16 protein-coding genes are annotated in these 17,035 nt (G+C 59.0%); 9 read left to right on the top strand and 7 right to left on the bottom strand.

What is annotated here, in order from left to right:
* Genes gsiA through gsiD form a run of 4 tightly spaced genes read left to right on the top strand, consistent with a single transcriptional unit; the run spans window position 1 to window position 5,273 of the window.
* Window positions 1-1,872 (top strand): glutathione ABC transporter ATP-binding protein GsiA, encoded by a 1,872-nt coding sequence (gsiA, locus tag C6A40_RS09405; protein WP_045333983.1) that lies wholly within the window; start codon window positions 1-3, stop codon window positions 1,870-1,872.
* 23 nt (window positions 1,873-1,895) lie between these two features.
* A complete protein-coding gene (gsiB, locus tag C6A40_RS09400; RefSeq protein WP_023292928.1) occupies window positions 1,896-3,434 on the top strand; it encodes a glutathione ABC transporter substrate-binding protein GsiB in 1,539 nt (512 codons plus the stop codon).
* Window positions 3,435-3,439: 5 nt separating this feature from the next.
* On the top strand, window positions 3,440-4,360 hold the full coding sequence (gene gsiC, locus C6A40_RS09395; RefSeq protein WP_021240949.1) for a glutathione ABC transporter permease GsiC: 921 nt from the start codon (window positions 3,440-3,442) through the stop codon (window positions 4,358-4,360).
* Between the two features lies 1 nt (window position 4,361).
* On the top strand, window positions 4,362-5,273 hold the full coding sequence (gene gsiD, locus C6A40_RS09390) for a glutathione ABC transporter permease GsiD (RefSeq protein ID WP_021240948.1): 912 nt from the start codon (window positions 4,362-4,364) through the stop codon (window positions 5,271-5,273).
* Between the two features lie 63 nt (window positions 5,274-5,336).
* Here the strand turns inward: gsiD and rimO are convergent, their stop codons facing one another.
* On the bottom strand, window positions 5,337-6,662 hold the full coding sequence (gene rimO / locus C6A40_RS09385; protein WP_008501203.1) for a 30S ribosomal protein S12 methylthiotransferase RimO: 1,326 nt from the start codon (window positions 6,660-6,662) through the stop codon (window positions 5,337-5,339).
* 216 nt (window positions 6,663-6,878) lie between these two features.
* Between rimO and bssR the strand changes: the two genes are divergently transcribed.
* Window positions 6,879-7,262 carry a biofilm formation regulator BssR gene (gene bssR, locus C6A40_RS09380; RefSeq protein ID WP_021240947.1) on the top strand — a complete coding sequence of 128 codons (384 nt, stop codon included), beginning with the start codon at window positions 6,879-6,881 and terminating at the stop codon, window positions 7,260-7,262.
* Between the two features lie 106 nt (window positions 7,263-7,368).
* A complete protein-coding gene (locus C6A40_RS09375) occupies window positions 7,369-8,487 on the top strand; it encodes a PQQ-dependent sugar dehydrogenase (RefSeq protein WP_023326977.1) in 1,119 nt (372 codons plus the stop codon).
* Here C6A40_RS09375 and C6A40_RS09370 read toward each other — a convergent pair whose 3' ends face one another.
* Window positions 8,488-9,114 carry a glutathione S-transferase family protein gene (locus C6A40_RS09370; RefSeq protein WP_008501206.1) on the bottom strand — a complete coding sequence of 209 codons (627 nt, stop codon included), beginning with the start codon at window positions 9,112-9,114 and terminating at the stop codon, window positions 8,488-8,490.
* A 241-nt stretch (window positions 9,115-9,355) separates the two neighbouring features.
* On the opposite strand from C6A40_RS09370, the gene dacC reads away from it, so the two are divergent.
* Window positions 9,356-10,561, top strand: a complete 1,206-nt coding sequence (dacC, locus tag C6A40_RS09365; protein ID WP_008501207.1) for a serine-type D-Ala-D-Ala carboxypeptidase — start codon at window positions 9,356-9,358, stop codon at window positions 10,559-10,561.
* An 85-nt stretch (window positions 10,562-10,646) separates the two neighbouring features.
* Here dacC and deoR read toward each other — a convergent pair whose 3' ends face one another.
* The 3 genes from deoR to C6A40_RS09350 all read right to left on the bottom strand — a co-directional run bounded on the left by deoR (window position 10,647) and on the right by C6A40_RS09350 (window position 12,817).
* Entirely contained in the window at window positions 10,647-11,405 is a 759-nt protein-coding gene (gene deoR, locus C6A40_RS09360; protein WP_045333989.1) for a DNA-binding transcriptional repressor DeoR, read from the bottom strand.
* Window positions 11,406-11,472: 67 nt separating this feature from the next.
* Entirely contained in the window at window positions 11,473-12,081 is a 609-nt protein-coding gene (ybjG, locus tag C6A40_RS09355) for an undecaprenyl-diphosphate phosphatase (RefSeq protein ID WP_021240944.1), read from the bottom strand.
* A 7-nt stretch (window positions 12,082-12,088) separates the two neighbouring features.
* Complete coding sequence (locus C6A40_RS09350; RefSeq protein ID WP_023326979.1) at window positions 12,089-12,817, bottom strand: phosphatase PAP2 family protein; 729 nt, start codon at window positions 12,815-12,817, stop codon at window positions 12,089-12,091.
* Window positions 12,818-12,985: 168 nt separating this feature from the next.
* On the opposite strand from C6A40_RS09350, the gene C6A40_RS09345 reads away from it, so the two are divergent.
* Window positions 12,986-14,218: an MFS transporter gene (locus tag C6A40_RS09345; protein WP_021240942.1), complete on the top strand. Its 1,233-nt coding sequence runs from the start codon at window positions 12,986-12,988 to the stop codon at window positions 14,216-14,218.
* Between the two features lie 58 nt (window positions 14,219-14,276).
* Here the strand turns inward: C6A40_RS09345 and C6A40_RS09340 are convergent, their stop codons facing one another.
* Together C6A40_RS09340 and C6A40_RS09335 are read right to left on the bottom strand one after the other, a co-directional pair.
* The gene (locus C6A40_RS09340) at window positions 14,277-15,089 is read right to left on the bottom strand and encodes a Cof-type HAD-IIB family hydrolase (RefSeq protein WP_021240941.1); all 813 of its coding nucleotides are present in this window, start codon (window positions 15,087-15,089) and stop codon (window positions 14,277-14,279) included.
* Window positions 15,079-16,293: an MFS transporter gene (locus tag C6A40_RS09335; protein WP_023326980.1), complete on the bottom strand. Its 1,215-nt coding sequence runs from the start codon at window positions 16,291-16,293 to the stop codon at window positions 15,079-15,081. Before C6A40_RS09335 ends, C6A40_RS09340 begins: the two co-directional genes overlap by 11 nt.
* 81 nt (window positions 16,294-16,374) lie before the next feature.
* Between C6A40_RS09335 and C6A40_RS09330 the strand changes: the two genes are divergently transcribed.
* Window positions 16,375-16,938, top strand: a complete 564-nt coding sequence (locus C6A40_RS09330) for a TetR/AcrR family transcriptional regulator (RefSeq protein WP_021240939.1) — start codon at window positions 16,375-16,377, stop codon at window positions 16,936-16,938.
* Window positions 16,939-17,035: the final 97 nt, after the last annotated feature.

Below are 17,035 nucleotides of genomic sequence, written 5' to 3'. Positions count from 1 at the left end.
GTGCCGCACAGTGAAGAGCTGGACAACCGCGAAGTGCTGGCTGTCCATCAGCTGAATATTGCGTTTCAGGAAGAGCGGCAGTTCATCCCCGCAGTACAGAATTTATCGTTCACGCTCAGGCGCGGCGAGACGCTGGCGATTGTTGGCGAATCCGGCTCCGGGAAATCGGTCACCGCGCTGGCGCTGATGCGCCTGCTGGAACAGACGGGCGGGCAAATCAGCAGCGAGAAAATGCTGCTGCGCCGCCGTAACCGTCAGGTCATTGATTTAAACGAGCTGAGCGGCGCGCAGATGCAGGGCGTGCGCGGGGCGGACATTGCGATGATCTTCCAGGAGCCGATGACCTCCCTGAACCCGGTGTTCCCGGTCGGGGAACAAATCGCCGAGTCCATCCGCCTGCATCAGGGGCTGAGCGGCGATGAGGCGCTCAACGAGGCCCGACGGATGCTGGAGCTGGTGCGCATTCCGGAGGCGCAGGCCATCCTGGGCCGCTACCCGCATCAGCTTTCCGGCGGCATGCGCCAGCGGGTGATGATTGCCATGGCGCTCTCGTGCCGTCCGGCGGTGCTGATTGCCGATGAACCAACGACGGCGCTGGACGTGACGATTCAGGCGCAGATCCTGCAGCTCATCAAGGTGCTGCAGCAGGAGATGGAGATGGGGGTGATTTTCATCACCCACGATATGGGCGTGGTCGCCGATATCGCCGATCGGGTGCTGGTGATGCACAAGGGCAGCGCGGTGGAAACCGGCCCGGTCGAGCAGATTTTTCACGCGCCCGTGCATCCTTACACCAAAGCGCTGCTGGCGGCGGTTCCGCGCCTGGGGGCGATGAACGGCAGCGATCTGCCGCGTCGTTTTCCGTTGATTTCCCTGGAGGCGTCTGAGCCGCAGGAGGAGGAACGCGAGCAGGACACCGTGGTGCCGGGCAAGCCCATTCTGGAAGTGCGCAATCTGGTCACGCGTTTTCCGCTGCGCAGCGGTGTGTTGAACCGCGTAAAGCGCGAAGTGCACGCGGTGGAAAACGTCAGCTTCGACCTCTGGCCGGGCGAAACGCTGGCGCTGGTAGGGGAGTCCGGCTGCGGTAAATCCACGACCGGGCGCGCGTTGCTCCGTCTGGTGGACGCGCAGGAGGGAAGCATTACCTTTAACGGCGAGCGCATTGATACCCTTCCTGACAGCAGGCTGCAGGCGGTGCGGCGGGATATTCAGTTTATTTTTCAGGATCCGTATGCCTCTCTCGATCCGCGACATACGGTGGGGTATTCGATCATGGAGCCGCTGCGGGTGCATAACCTGCTCGACGGCGAGGCGGCGCAGCGTCGCGTGGCCTGGCTGCTGGAGCGCGTTGGCCTGAAGCCGGAACACGCCTGGCGTTATCCGCACGAGTTTTCCGGCGGGCAGCGGCAGCGTATCTGCATCGCCCGCGCACTGGCGCTGAACCCAAAAGTGGTGATTGCGGATGAATCCGTCTCGGCGCTGGATGTCTCTATCCGGGCGCAAATCATCAATCTGCTGCTGGATTTACAGCGGGATATGGGGATCGCCTTCCTGTTTATCTCGCACGACATGGCGGTGGTTGAGCGCATCAGCCATCGCGTGGCGGTGATGTTTATGGGGCAAATCGTGGAAATCGGGCCGCGAAGGGCGGTATTTGAGAACCCGCAGCACCCGTACACCCGCAAGCTCATCGCGGCGGTCCCGGTCGCCGACCCGGCGCATCGTCACGGCCAGCGCGTGCTGCTGCAGGATGAAATGCCGAGCAATATTCGTAAACGCGGCGAGGCCGTGGAGCGCGTGGCGCTGCGTGAGGTCGGTCCGGGTCATTTCGTGGCTCCCCCGCGTCAGGACAATGCCTTTTCGCGGTTATAACTTTCAACAGGCAGGAGAACATAATGGTTACATTTGTAGCGCGTAGATGGTTGTTAGCCGCGAGCGTGACGGCAGCCCTGGCCGCTGCCCCCGCGTTCGCTGCCAAAGATGTGGTGGTCGCCGTCGGCTCTAACTTCACCACGTTGGATCCGTATGACGCTAACGACACGCTCTCCCAGGCGGTGGCGAAATCGTTCTACCAGGGCCTGTTTGGCCTGGATAAAGAGATGAAGCTTAAAAACGTGCTGGCGGAGGGGTACACCGTTTCGGATGACGGGCTGGTGTACACCATTAAGCTCAAAACCGGGGTGAAGTTCCAGGACGGCACCGACTTTAATGCCGACGCGGTGAAGGTAAACCTCGATCGCGCCAGCAATCCTGAGAACAGCCTCAAGCGTTACAACCTCTATAAAAACATCGCCAAAACCGAGGTGGTCGACCCGGCGACGGTAAAAATCACCCTGAAAGAGCCGTTCTCCGCGTTTATCAATATTCTGGCGCACCCGGCGACGGCGATGATCTCCCCTGCCGCGCTGAAGAAATACGGCAAGGAGATTGGCTTCCACCCGGTGGGTACCGGTCCGTACGAGCTGGTCACCTGGAATCAGACCGATTTTGTGAAGGTGAAGAAATACGCGGGCTACTGGCAGAAAGGGCTGCCGAAGCTGGACACCATCACCTGGCGCCCGGTGGTGGACAACAATACCCGTGCGGCGATGCTGCAAACCGGCGAGGCGCAGTTTGCGTTCCCGGTCCCGTACGAGCAGGCCGCCATTCTGGAGAAAAACAGCAAGCTGGAGCTGGTCGCCAGCCCGTCGATCATGCAGCGCTACATCAGCATGAACGTCACGCAAAAGCCGTTCGATAATCCGAAGGTGCGCGAAGCCATTAACTATGCCATTAACCGCCAGGCGCTGGTGAAGGTCGCTTTTGCGGGCTATGCCACCCCGGCCACCGGCGTGCTGCCGCCGGCTATCGCGTATGCGCAAAGCTATCAGCCGTGGCCGTACGATCCGGCCAAAGCGCGCGAGCTGCTGAAAGAGGCGGGCTATCCAAACGGCTTTAGCACCACGCTGTGGTCGTCGCATAACCACAGTACCGCCCAGAAGGTGCTGCAGTTTACCCAGCAGCAGCTGGCACAGGTGGGGATTAAGGCGCAGGTTACCGCCATGGATGCCGGACAGCGTGCGGCAGAGGTCGAGGGGAAAGGGCAGAAAGAGAGCGGCGTGCGGATGTTCTACACCGGCTGGTCGGCCTCGACCGGTGAAGCCGACTGGGCGCTGTCGCCGCTGTTTGCCTCACAGAACTGGCCGCCAACCCTGTTCAATACCGCGTTCTACAGCAACCCGCAGGTGGACAAAGACCTGGCCGATGCGCTGAAAACCACCAAACCGGAGGAGAAAGCACGCCTCTACAAGGACGCGCAGGACATCATCTGGAAAGAGTCGCCGTGGGTGCCGCTGGTGGTGGAGAAACTGGTGTCAGCCCATAACAAAGCGTTGACCGGGTTCTACATCATGCCGGACACGGGCTTTAGCTTTGACGATGCGGATTTAAAATAACGCCCATGCTGAACTATGTTTGTAAACGCCTGCTGGGGCTTATCCCGACGCTGCTGATTGTGGCGGTGCTGGTGTTTTTGTTTGTCCATATGCTGCCGGGCGATCCGGCGCGTCTGGTTGCCGGGCCCGAAGCGGATGCCACGGTCATTGAGCTGGTGCGTAAACAGCTGGGTCTTGACCAGCCGCTGTATATGCAGTTTCTGCACTATATTGGCAACGTTCTGCAGGGCGATTTTGGTATCTCGATGGTGTCGCGTCGTCCGGTGTCGGAGGAGATCGCCAGCCGCTTTATGCCCACGTTCTGGTTAACGATAGCCAGCATGAGCTGGGCGGTGGTGTTCGGACTTGGCGCCGGGATTGTGGCGGCCGTCTGGCGCAACCGCTGGCCGGACAAGCTCGGCATGGCGCTGGCGGTGACCGGCATCTCCTTCCCGGCGTTCGCGCTGGGGATGCTGCTGATGCAGATCTTCTCCGTTGAGCTGGGCTGGCTGCCCACCGTCGGGGCCGATACCTGGAAGCATTACATTCTGCCCTCGATGACGCTGGGGGCTGCCGTGTCGGCGGTGATGGCCCGCTTTACCCGCGCCTCGTTCGTTGACGTGCTGAGCGAAGATTATATTCGCACCGCGCGGGCGAAAGGGGTCAGCGAGAAGTGGGTCATTCTCAAGCACGGGTTCCGCAATGCGATGATCCCGGTCGTGACGATGATGGGGCTGCAGTTTGGCTTCCTGCTGGGCGGCTCTATCGTGGTGGAAAAGGTCTTCAACTGGCCGGGGCTGGGACGTCTGCTGGTCGATTCCGTCGAGATGCGCGACTACCCGGTGATTCAGGCGGAAGTCCTGCTTTTCTCGCTGGAGTTTATTCTTATCAACCTCGTGGTGGACGTGCTCTACGCCGCCATTAACCCGGCCATCAGGTATAAGTAAGATGCGATTGTTGAACTGGCGGCGTCAGGCCGTATTAAACGCCATGCCGGGGCTAAAACCGGACCACATCCGCACCCCGTGGTCTGAATTCTGGCGGCGCTTTCGCCGTCAGCCGGTCGCGATGACGGCGGGGCTGTTCGTGCTGCTGCTGATCGTGGTGGCGATCGTGGCGCCGTGGGTGGCGCCGTTTGATGCGGAAAACTATTTTGACTACGACCGCCTGAACGACGGGCCCTCGATGCTCCACTGGTTCGGCGTGGACTCTCTCGGGCGGGATATCTTTAGCCGGGTGCTGGTGGGGGCGCAGATCTCGCTCGCCGCCGGGGTGTTTGCGGTGCTGATCGGCGCGGCAATCGGGATCGTGCTGGGGCTGGTCGCCGGCTATTACGAAGGCTGGTGGGACCGCATCATCATGCGCATCTGCGACGTGCTGTTTGCCTTCCCCGGCATTCTGCTGGCGATTGCCGTGGTGGCGATCATGGGCAGCGGCATGGCCAACGTCATCATTGCGGTCGCGGTGTTTTCGATTCCGGCCTTTGCCCGCCTGGTGCGCGGCAACACGCTGGTGCTGAAACAGCAGACCTTTATCGAGTCGGCCCGCAGTATGGGGGCCAGCGACGCCACCATTCTCTTCAGCCATATTCTGCCGGGGACGGTGTCGTCTATCGTGGTCTACTTCACCATGCGTATCGGCGTGTCGATAATCTCGGCGGCCAGCCTGTCGTTTCTGGGGCTAGGGGCACAGCCTCCGACGCCGGAGTGGGGCGCGATGCTGAACGAGGCGAGGGCCGATATGGTGATTGCGCCACACGTGGCAATCTTCCCGAGTCTGGCGATTTTCCTGACCGTGCTGGCGTTTAACCTGCTGGGGGATGGGCTGCGCGACGCGCTGGATCCGAGGATAAAGGGGTAGTGCAGTGAAATGTGCCGGGTGGCGGCTACGCCTTACCCGGCCTACAAAAGCGGAGTGGGGAGATTAAACCCGGCTACCCCACAGGTCATACTCATCCGCGTTTTCAACCTTCACGCGAATAATATCACCCGGCTTAACGTTGGTTTCGCCATTCAGGTACACCGCACCGTCGATTTCAGGGGCGTCCGCCATGCTGCGGCCAATCGCGCCTTCTTCGTCCACCTCGTCGATGATAACCATGATCTCGCGGCCCACTTTTTCCTGCAGACGCTCGGCAGAAATCTGCTGCTGAAGCTGCATGAAGCGGTTCCAGCGCTCCTCTTTCACCTCTTCCGGCACCTGGTCCGCCAGCTCGTTGGCGGTTGCGCCTTCCACCGGGCTGTACTTGAAGCAGCCGACGCGGTCCAGGCGCGCTTCTTTCAGGAAGTCGAGCAGCATCTGGAAATCTTCTTCGGTTTCACCCGGGAAGCCGACGATGAAGGTCGAGCGCAGGGTCAGGTCCGGGCAGATCTCACGCCACTGTTTGATGCGCGCCAGCTGACGGTCAACGGAGCCAGGACGTTTCATCAGCTTCAGGATACGCGGGCTCGCGTGCTGCAGCGGGATGTCCAGGTACGGCAGAATCTTGCCTTCCGCCATCAGTGGGATCACGTCGTCAACGTGCGGGTACGGGTAAACGTAGTGCAGACGCGTCCAGATACCGAGTTTGGACAGCTGCTCGCACAGGCCGACCATGCTGGTTTTCACCGGCTCGCCGTTGTGGAAACCGGAGCGGTGCTTAACGTCCACGCCGTAGGCGGAGGTGTCCTGGGAGATGACCAGCAGTTCCTTCACGCCCGCATCGGCCAGACGTTTGGCTTCCGCCAGCACTTCGCCGATTGGACGGCTCACCAGATCGCCACGCATGGACGGGATGATGCAGAAGGTGCAGCGGTGGTTGCAGCCTTCGGAAATTTTCAGGTACGCGTAGTGGCGCGGCGTCAGCTTCACGCCCTGTTCCGGCACCAGGCTCAGGAACGGGTTGTGCTTGGGTTTTGGCACGTAGTGATGAACATGTTGCAGCACCTGCTCGTAGCTGTGCGGGCCGGTAATCTCCAGCACCTTCGGGTGCACTTCGCGGATCTGGTCTTCTTTCGCGCCCAGACAGCCGGTCACGATCACTTTGCCGTTTTCGGTCAGCGCTTCACCGATGGCTTCCAGTGACTCCTGGACCGCGCTGTCGATAAACCCGCAGGTGTTAACGATCACCATATCGGCGTTGTCGTAGCTTGGCACCACGTCATAGCCCTCGGTGCGCAGTTCGGTCAGGATGCGTTCTGAATCCACCAGGTTTTTCGGGCAGCCCAGGGAGACGAAGCCGATTTTCGGCTGGTGCGTAACATTGCTCATAGGTTAAAAATTCATCAATTATGGAGTTATCAGGGCGGGATTTTACAGCGTATCGCGGGGGATTTATACACTCTTTGCAAGGCGGATGCGCCGGGCAGAGGTTGTAACATTGTAAATAATGTTAATCAGTTAATAAAAATTGATCCCAGGCATTAAACTGTACAAAAAATGTACTTATCCTGACTATGCACAATGGCTGACAGAGGAGGAAAGAGCATGACCGTTGACAGACTAAAACGCGATCTGCTGAACAAGCTGATCAACGCCCGAATCGACCTGGCCGCGTACCTGCAGTTGAGGAAGGCAAAAGGGTATATGTCAGTCAGCGAAAGCGAACATCTGCGTGATAACCTGTTTGAACTTTGCAATTTCATGCGTGAAAAAGCACCGGCCCTGCAGGCGAACTACGGCGAAAGTGAAGAAGTCGCGCTGCGCCGCGCCGCCGAGGTGCTCTCCATTGCAGGGGTGTGTCTGATGAACGGACGCCACGACTGCCCGAATTTTATCGCCGTAAACGCGGAGAAGCTTGAAAACTGCCTGACAACGCTCTCTCTATGCATCATGTGTCTGAACGAGCACAAACAGCTCGAACAGCACTGATCCCGGGGGAGGCAACTCCCCCTTCTGATTAAGCTTTTGTAAAAGTGGTAACGCGCCCGGACGCAGTGGCTAATCTTTAAGCCATATGCCGATAAAGGAGCGCGTTATGCCTCGATCCTCGCTGATTTCCCTGCCTGCGTTATTTATTCCGTTTTCACTTCTAGCCGCGCCAGAGGCGGTTAAGGTCGAGGTGCTGCAAAACAGACTCGATCACCCCTGGTCCCTGGCATTCCTGCCGGATAATAACGGGCTGCTGGTGACCCTGAAGGGTGGCCAGCTCAAACGCTGGCAGGCCGGAAAAGGGCTCTCCGATCCGATTGTCGGCGTACCGAAAGTCTGGGCAAACGGCCAGGGAGGATTGCTGGATGTGGTGCTGGCGCCGGATTTTGAAACGTCGCGCCGCGTCTGGCTGAGCTACGCCGAGGCCGGGCATGACGGCAAAGCCGGAACGGCGGTGGGCTTTGGCCGCCTGAGCGACGACTATTCCCGCATCGAGGGATTCCAGGTGGCGTTCCGCCAGATGCCGAAACTCTCAACCGGTAACCATTTCGGCGGACGGCTGGTGTTCGACGGCAAAGGCTCCCTCTTTATCGGACTCGGCGAGAATAACCAGCGTCCGACGGCGCAGGATCTGGATAAATTGCAGGGCAAAGTGGTGCGCCTCACCGAAGACGGAAAAGTCCCGCCGGATAACCCCTTTGTGAATACCCCCGGTGCGCGACCTGAAATCTGGTCTTACGGCATCCGCAACCCGCAGGGGATGGCGATGAACCCCTGGAGCGACACGCTGTGGCTGAACGAGCACGGCCCGCGCGGCGGGGATGAGATCAATATCCCGGAGAAGGGTAAGAACTACGGCTGGCCGCTGGCAACGCACGGCATTAACTACAGTGGTCTGAAAATCCCGGAAGCCAAAGGCGAGCACGTCGAGGGCACCGAGAAGCCGCTGTTCGTCTGGAAAGTCTCACCCGCGGTAAGCGGCATGGCGTTCTACAACAGCGACGTCTTCCCGCAGTGGAAAAACAAGCTGTTTATCGGCGCGCTGAAGGAGAAGGACGTGATCGTGCTGAGCGTGGAGGGTAACAAGGTGACAGAGGACGGGCGCATTCTGGGCGACCGGGATCAGCGTATTCGCGACGTGCGGGTGGGGCCGGATGGGTATCTGTATGTCCTGACCGACGAGACGGACGGGCAGCTGTTGAAAGTCAGCCCGTCCGGTGCGTAATCAGGTAACCGGGATCATCACGACGTTACGGTACGCCGGGCGATCGCTCAGCTGTTTAAGCCAGCGCTCCAGGTGCGGGCGCGGCGTCCACTTCAGGCCCATGTTGGTCAGGTTCCAGACGAATGGCGCCACGGCGATATCGCCGGTGCCGAACGTCTCGCCGGAGAACCAGGCGTGCTTCGCCAGCTCGTCATCCATCATCGCAAACAGATTTTCGCAGGCATCCTGCGCAGCGTGAATCGCGGGATAATCGCGTTCCGCTTCCGGCGTGCGGATAAGCCCCATCAGGATCACGCGGTGGGTTGGGGACAGCGTCTGGTTCGCCCAGTCCATCCACTTTTCGCCCTGGGCGCGGCGGGCCGGGTTTTCTACCCACAGGCGGCCCTGACCGTACTGGGCGGCGAGGTAACGCACAATCGTGTTGGACTCCCAAAGCGTCGCGTCCGTTTCATCATCGCGCAGCAGCGGCACCAGGCCATTCGGGTTCATGGCCAGATAGTCGGCCTCCTTGTTCACGCCGAACGCCATGCCTGCCATGATTTGATTGAACGGTAAATCCAGCTCTTCCAGCGTCCAGAGCACTTTCTTAACGTTGGTCGAATTATTCCTGCCCCACAGCGTAATCATATTTACTCCCGATGAGATGTGAATCCGAATCAGCTTTTCGCCATGGTGAGATAAACCTAAAAATTACGCAACAGAAGACAAAAAAATCGCCTTAATCAAAGCGTATCTGAATGTTATTGCATAAACTTTAATAACTTTACCCTCGTTGGGTTTCTTTAACGGTTTTAGTGCGCTATTACTCATCGCTTCTTGCGACACGGTGATGTGACGTAATTTTTGAATGGACACTCGGGTGGCATTTATGACGCGTAAAATGACTTCTCTGCGCAGCCTGGCGGCAGGCTCTGCGCTTCTTTTCCTGTTTGCACCAACGCTCTACGCAGCTGAACAGGCTGCGCCCGAAGCGCCGCCTGTGGATGCGCGCGCCTGGATCCTGATGGACTACGCCAGCGGTAAAGTGCTGGCGGAAGGGAATGCGGATGAGAAACTCGATCCGGCAAGCCTGACCAAAATCATGACCAGCTATGTGGTAGGCCAGGCGCTGAAAGCGGGCAAGATCAAGCTGGACGATATGGTGACCATCGGGAAAGACGCCTGGGCGACCGGCAACCCGGCCCTGCGCGGATCTTCCGTGATGTTCCTGAAGCCAGGGGATCAGGTCTCCGTTTCCGATCTGAATAAAGGGGTGATTATTCAGTCGGGAAATGATGCGTGCATCGCGCTGGCCGACTACGTTGCCGGCAGCCAGGATTCTTTCATTGGCTTGATGAATGGTTACGCGCAGAAGCTGGGCTTAACCAACACCACGTTCAAAACGGTTCACGGCCTGGATGCGCCGGGCCAGTTCAGCACCGCGCGCGACATGGCGCTGCTGGGGAAAGCGCTGATCCACGACGTGCCGGATGAATACGCCATCCACAAAGAGAAAGAGTTTACCTTCAACAAAATTCGCCAGCCGAACCGCAACCGCCTGCTGTGGAGCAGCAACGTCAACGTGGACGGGATGAAAACCGGCACCACGGCGGGTGCAGGCTATAACCTGGTGGCCTCCGCGACCCAGGGCGACATGCGCCTGATTTCGGTAGTGCTGGGCACCAAAACCGACCGCATTCGCTTTAACGAATCAGAAAAACTGCTGACCTGGGGCTTCCGCTTTTATGAAACCGTGACGCCGATTAAACCGGATGCCACGTTCGTCAGCCAGCGCGTCTGGTTTGGTGACAAGAGCGAGGTGAACCTGGGCGCGGGTGAGGCGGGCTCGGTAACCATTCCGCGCGGCCAGCTGAAGAACCTGAAGGCCAGCTACACTCTGACCGACCCACAGCTCACCGCCCCGCTGAAAAAAGGCCAGGTGGTTGGGACGATTGATTTCCAGCTTAACGGTAAGTCGATTGAACAGCGTCCGCTGATTGTGATGGAAGCAGTGGAAGAGGGCGGCTTCTTCAGCCGGATGTGGGATTTCGTGATGATGAAATTCCACGGGTGGTTTGGCAGCTGGTTTAGCTAAGTTTTTTGCCGGGTGGCGCTGCGCTTACCCGGCCTACGTTCGAGCCGTTGTAGGCCGGGTAAGTGCAGCGCCACCCGGCATAACCTCAATACATCAACTTCACCTGCTGCGCTTTCGCGTGGGCCACAATCTCGTCGTCCGGGCGGCAATCGCTGACGATGGCATCGAACTGCGCCAGCTCGCCCATTCTTGCCGGACGCACCTTACCAAACTTACTGTGATCGACCACCAGCACATGGTACTGCGCGGCGCTTAACGCCCAGTGCTTGACCGGTAATTCTTCCAGGTTAAAGCAGGTTGCCCCCTGACGCACATTGACACCCGCGGCGGAATAAAATGCGATGTCCGGGCAGAGATGGCTGAGCGTGTCCTGCAGGTTGAGCGGCTTAAAGATCGCGTTGCTGGCGTGAAACTCACCGCCGCAGAGGATCACCCGGCACTCGGGTTTCTCCTGAAGCGCCAGAAAAGTGTTCAGGGAATAACAGACGGCGGTAAACGGAATGCTGCTGTCGATGGCTTCGATAATCCACGGCGTGGTGGTACCGCAGTCAAAAAACAGCGTCTGGTGCGGCTGTACCAGGGAAGCCGCAAGCCGCGCGGCTTTGCGTTTCTCTTCCACCAGGCGCGTCTTCTGGTCGCTGATCAGATAATGGCTGGCGCTACGCGGCTCAAGCACAATGTATCCGCCCAGCAGCACGACGGGCGCGCTCTCGCTGTTCAGATCCCGACGAATGGTCATCTCCGAGACGCCGAGGAGGTTGGCGGCTTCCTTAAGATGCAGCTTATCGCTGCGCTTCAGCGCCTGTAGCAGCTGAGCAATGCGGTCATCGCGACGTGTTTCCATAGTTCCTCGGCATAAAAAAATGAACCCCCGCAGGGCGGGGGTTCAAGTGTAACCTGTCAGGTCGGGGTTAGTCACGTATCCAGCCTTTGCGGATCGGGATGGCGAAAATGGCGCGATAGAGTGAAGAAAGCGCACGGTAGAGCGCTTCCCCGATGAGGCTCCACAGGATAGCCGCGCTCACGCAGCCAATCAGCCCCACCAGGAAGCCACCCACCATATCCAGCGGCCAGTGGACGCCCAGATACACGCGAGACCAGGCGATGGCCACAGCGACCACCATCAGCACCGCACCCGACCACAGGCGATGCCAGAACAGGAAGGCCAGTGCGAAGGTGAAGATCACCGTACCGTGATCGCTCGGGAAAGAGTCATCCGGCGCATGGTGCAGGAAGGTATAGCCGACGTGATCGACAAACGGACGATCGTGCGGGAACGCATGGCCCAGAATGTAACTCGCCAGGACGCTTACGCCGAGAGCCATCGCCACTTTGATTACAAGCTTGCGCTGCGCTTTCACCTGGCTACGAGGTCCCCACAGCCAGAGGATGGCTGCCAGCGCGGGCACGATACTGATCAGATCTTTTGCCAGAAAGGTGGCGAAGTCGATCATCCACTCGGGCGAGGCCGGGGTGGCGTTGATCAGATAAAACAGCTGATAATTCAGATTCTCTAGCATAGCGTTATCACTCTTTAGCAAACCGGGTGGAAACCAGCCCGTAGACTGCCACCTGGGAAAACCAGACCCACCACCCGGCCCACAGGTTGTGAGAGAAAAAATGCGCCCCGCGCATGACCTGACCGAAGCCCATCGCCAGACCCAGCAAAATGCCGAGAACGACAAAGCTCCAGGCCAGACGCGGCCGCTCGCGCCAGAAGGCAAAAAACAGTCCCATCACCATAAAGCCGCTGGAAGAATGGCCGCCGGGGAAGCAGCGCCCCGGTCCGCTGTCCGCCGGGACGGCGCTGAACAGGGGATAGGACATCGCCTTACCGCCATATTCCACCAGGTCCCACGGGCAGCTGTGATGGCTCATGCTTTTCAGCACGCCCACGACCAGCGCGCCAAGCCCCATCAGCAGCGCCGCCGTAACCAGCCTCGCGTTACGCTTGTACGCGCCGTAAAACAGCGCCACGGCGCCTAAAGCGATGGCAATGTACTTCGCCAGACGATGGTTGAGCAGATCCAGCAGGTGGTCTTTCTGCAGCGGGAAGCTCTGCGTCGCCGCGTCATACCAGAAGCCGGTGATCCATCTGTCGAGCGCTTCATTGCGCGATAGCCATGTGAACACCACGGCAAGGACTATCAGTATGAAAAGCTGATAACCATAAAAGCGGGCCGGCAAGCGGTAAAGGCGTTTTGTCTTATTTGTCTGTAACTTAGACAATTCTGAACGGCTGGAGGTGAGAGACATAATTTGGGGTCGTTGACGAGTAATGGGGCTATCATAAATCTGTCAAATTAAGGAAACCTTAAACGAAGACGATATGTGCTTTATTTCTGTTTATCCTCGATAAATCACTATCTCGGGCTGCGGCATTTCATTACACTCGTCGCGATTTTGTCATTATAAAGAGATTGCATGTTAAACCGTTCTTCTTCAGGTTCACGTCTGGGTCGTCAGGCGTTGCTTTTCCCCTTGTGTCTGGTGCTCTACGAATTTTCTACCTATATCGGCAACGATATGATCCAGCCCGGTATGCTGGCCGTGGTGGCGCAGTACAACGCCGGAATTGAGTGGGTACCGACCTCCATGACCGCCTATCTGGCCGGCGGCATGTTTTTACAGTGGCTGTTAGGCCCGCTGTCGGATCGTATTGGCCGTCGCCCGGTGATGCTGACGGGCGTGGTGTGGTTCATCGTCACCTGCCTTGCCACGCTGCTGGCGCAAAATATTGAACAATTTACTCTGCTGCGCTTCCTGCAGGGGGTGAGCCTGTGCTTTATCGGCGCCGTGGGGTATGCGGCCATTCAGGAGTCGTTTGAAGAGGCGGTGTGTATCAAAATCACCGCGCTGATGGCGAACGTGGCGCTGATCGCTCCCTTGCTCGGGCCGCTGGTGGGCGCCGCATGGGTGCATATGGCCCCCTGGGAAGGGATGTTTGTGCTCTTTGCCGTTCTCGCCGCCATCGCGTTCTTTGGCCTGCACCGTGCGATGCCGGAAACCGCCACCCGCATCGGCGAGAAACTCTCGCTGAAAGAGCTGGGTCGGGATTACAAAGAGGTGCTGAAAAACGGCCGCTTTGTAGCGGGCGCACTGGCGACCGGGTTTGTTAGCCTGCCGCTGCTGGCGTGGATTGCCCAGTCTCCGGTCATTATCATCAGCGGCGAAAAGCTCAGCAGCTACGAGTACGGCCTGCTGCAGGTGCCGATCTTTGGCGCGCTGATTATCGGTAACCTGGTGCTGGCGCGTCTGACGTCACGCCGCACCGTGCGTTCGCTGATTATCATGGGCGGCTGGCCGATTGCGGCAGGGCTGATTCTGGCGGCGGTGGCAACCGTCGCGTCATCTCACGCTTATTTGTGGATGACGGCGGGGCTGAGTATCTACGCCTTCGGGATTGGCGTGGCGAACGCCGGGCTGGTGCGCCTGACGCTGTTTGCCAGCGAGATGAGTAAGGGCACGGTCTCCGCGGCGATGGGGATGCTACAGATGCTGATTTTTACCGTCGGTATCGAGGTGAGCAAGCATGCCTACGCGATGGGCGGTAACGGGCTGTTCAGCCTGTTTAACCTCGCCAATGGCGTGCTGTGGGTTGGCCTGATGGTGGTATTCCTGAAAGACAAGCGCGTCGGAAACGCTCTGCAACCTTAATTCTTATGCCCTCTCCCTGTGGGAGAGGGCTAGGGTAAGGGCACCAGACCGCACGCGGTCAATTAAACGGTGCCTCCCCGTTCAACACCTTCTCAATCACATCCAGCACGCCTTCCTCGTTATTGTGCGGCGCTTCAAAACGCGCTGCCGCTTTGATATGCGGTCTGGCATTTGCCATCGCAAAGCTGAACCCGGACTGGCGCAGCATCTCCACGTCGTTGCCGCTGTCGCCGAAGGCCACCACGTCGCTGTTCTCTATGCCCCAGCGCTGTTGCAGGATCCGCAGGCCGTTGGCCTTATGCACGCCGGGGATAATGAGGTCGATACTGCCGTGACCGGTGGTGACGGGCACCATGATGTCGCTGAGCTTTTCATGCAGCAGCGCCTGAATACGCGGAATTTCATCATCGGACACGTTGAGTCCGAATTTGAAGAAAATATCGTTCAGGTTGTCGAAATCGCTGACCATTTCCAGACGGTGATAGTACTTCGCCGCGATGGCCTTAAAGCCCTCGTCATAGCACTTGAGAGTGTAGGCGCTGCTCTTTCCGCAGGCGATAATCTCAATGCCGGGAACGTCGTTTAAGACGCTCGCGACGGTCTCGAAATGGGCTTTCGACAGTTCACCGTTAAAGACGTCTTCACCCTCACTCACGACCCAGCCGCCGTTTTCGGCGACGAATGAAATTTCATGCGCAATCTCCGGGAAAAAGGAGATGAGCTGGTAGTACTGGTTGCCGCTGGCGACCACGAAACGAATGCCTTGCGCCTTCATGCGCGCGTACTGCGCCAGAAAGCGCGGGCGATTGTAGGTCTTGGCATCGCTCAGGAATGTGCCATCCATGTCGACGGCGATCAGTTTAACGCTCATATCCCTTCTCCAGTGTCGTTTGATTCGTTTCCGGCTTTGCCACCGCGCGCGCCACCAGCGCCGCGATGATGACCAACCCTAACACCACCAGCATGGCGCTGCGCAGCCCGTAGTGCTCCCCGAGGAAGCCGAGCAGCGGCGGCCCGACCAGGAAGGCGAGATAGCCCGTGGTTGCCACCACGCTGACGCGCGTCGGGGCATCCGGGCCGGTATCGCTGGCGGCAGAGATGGTCAGCGGGAAGCCGAGGGACGCGCCCAGCCCCCAGAGGATCACCGAGACGCCGGCAATCCAGTCCACATCCACAAAGATGATCATCGCGATACCCAGCCCGCCGAGCAGGGCGCTGGCGCGCACTACCGCCACGCGGCTGTAGCGGTCGATAAACCAGCCGCCGGTGAAGCGCCCGACGGTCATCCCCAGCGTAAACCCGGCGTAAATCAGCGAGCCGGAGGTCGGGCTAAAGCCGTGACCGTCCACCATCAGCAGCGGCAGCCAGTCGTTGGCGGACCCCTCCGCGAACGCCATCGCCAGCACCACCACGCCGATTAGCATCAGCTGGAAATCGCGGTAGAAGGGCAGCCCTTTTTCGGCAGAATGCTGTTCGTCCGCGGAGTTTTTACCGGTGCCGTCCGGGATGGCCCGGATGCCGGTCAGAATGGGAATGATGCACACCAGCGCCGCCAGCAGAATATGCAGATTCGCGCTCACGCCAGTGGCCGTCAGCGCCATCCCCACGCCCGCACCGGCCAGCGTGCCGAGGCTATAGAAGCCGTGCATCATTGGCAGCACGGTTTTGTTCATCTCGCGCTCGACCGCCGCCCCTTCAACGTTTATCGCCACTTCCGCCGAGCCGAAGCTGCCGCCAAACACCGTCAACCCCAGCGCAAACAGCACCGGTGAGGCAAACCACAGCGCCGCGCTCAGCACCATCATCCCGAACACCGCGAAGCACATGGTGGTGCGGATCACCGCTCGCGTACCGAAGCGCTTTACCAGCCACGCGGAGCAGAGAATGCCGCTCATGGAGCCTATCGACAGGCCGAACAGCACGATGCCCATCTCAGCGGTAGAGACGGACAAAATGTCGCGAATGGCGGGCGTGCGCGTGGCCCAGGAGGCCATCAGCAGACCGGGAATGAAGAAGAACATAAACAGCGCCCACAGGCGGAGCTGCAGGGCTTTGCGGGGAGAGGTCAGCGTCATTGGGGTAGCACCAGAAGTACAACAATAGCGACAACACTAGCAAGTTTGTGTACATTTGTACACAAACCAGGTGAGGAATTGATGAGCAGACCACCCAACGATCCGCATCGCCGGGAGAAGATCCTGCAGGCGACGCTCGACACCATTGCTGAACACGGTATTCACGCCGTCACGCACCGTAAAATCGCCACCTGCGCGGGCGTGCCGCTGGGGTCGATGACCTACTATTTCGACGGCATGGAGCCGCTGCTGGAGGAGGCCTTCACGTGGTTTACCCGCCAGATGTCGCAGCAGTACCGGGATTTCTTCGCGGGCGTCACCGGGCCGGAAATGGCGTGCGAATCTATCACCACGCTGATCCACAGCTCGCAGGTGACCACGCCGCACAACATGGCGCTGATGTATCAGCTTTACGCCTTTATGCACCGCAGCGCGGCGCTGAAAACGGTGATGCAGGACTGGATGAAGATGAGCCAGACCACGCTGGAGCAGTGGTTCGACCCGGTCACCACCCGCGCGCTGGACGCGTTTATCGAAGGGATGACGCTGCACTATGTCACCGACCGGGCGCCGTTAAGCCGGGAGGAGATTCGGGCGATGGTGGGGAGGATTGCGGGCATTACACCGTTAAATAAAGAAAATTAGTTCATATTTTTCAATGTATTACGATTTTTCTCCATATTGACAATCCGGACCGAACACGTGACTATCCACCGCGGTGGTTATTTACTGTTCAGTGGTT

It is taken from the genome of Enterobacter sp. GER_MD16_1505_Eko_090 (genome assembly GCF_003331015.1).
GTDB classification, from domain to species: Bacteria; Pseudomonadota; Gammaproteobacteria; order Enterobacterales; family Enterobacteriaceae; genus Enterobacter; species Enterobacter roggenkampii.
The sequence above is the reverse complement of the archived record's forward strand: the minus strand, read 5'-3'. Positions and strand labels throughout refer to the sequence as shown.